The organism is Erythrobacter sp. SN021 (assembly GCF_021864455.1).
The window spans coordinates 1-698 of sequence record NZ_JAKKUW010000038.1 but is presented as its reverse complement, the minus strand read 5'-3'; the positions used below and the strand labels follow the sequence as shown (position 1 = coordinate 698).

The 698-nt window shown below is 43.8% G+C and carries 1 pseudogene; it reads left to right on the top strand.

What is annotated here, in order from left to right:
• Positions 1 to 294: 294 nt before the first annotated feature.
• A pseudogene (locus L5849_RS17385) lies at positions 295 to 698 on the top strand (cytochrome c oxidase subunit 3); the annotation flags it as partial.

Here is a 698-nt window from a genome sequence, read left to right as displayed (position 1 = left end):
CAACCATTCCACTTAGTTGAATATAGTCCATGACCTCTTACCTCCTCTATAGGAGCATTCACCCTTGCCATTGGGCTAGCTAGATGATTTCACAATCATGGAATTACCTGCCTTATTTTAGCAGCATTCCTAATCATTATTTCAATGTTTCAATGATGACGAGATGTTATTCGAGAGGGTACATTCCTAGGTCACCATACAAGACATGTAACTACAGGCCTACGATGAGGTATAATTCTATTTATTACATCTGAGGTAATATTCTTCCTAGCTTTCTTCTGAGCATTCTTTCATAGAAGACTGGCCCCCACACCAGAAATTGGTTGCTCTTGGCCGCCTACAGGGATTCACCCCCTAAATCCATTTAGTGTGCCTCTTCTAAACACCGCAGTACTACTCGCATCTGGCGTCACCGTAACATGGGCCCACCATAGTTTAATAGAAAGAAAGCGAACAGATGCTATTCAGGCACTTACTGTCACAGTATGCTTAGGGGCCTACTTTACGTTCCTTCAAGCGGGGGAATATTTAGCGGCCCCATTTACTATCGCAGATAGGGTTTATGGGACAACATTCTTCGTAGCCACTGGATTCCACGGTCTTCATGTTCTTATTGGCTCCACATTCCTTTCTATCTGTTTATTGCGAACTCTTGCCCACCATTTCTCCGCTGGACACCACTTTGGATTTGAAGCTGC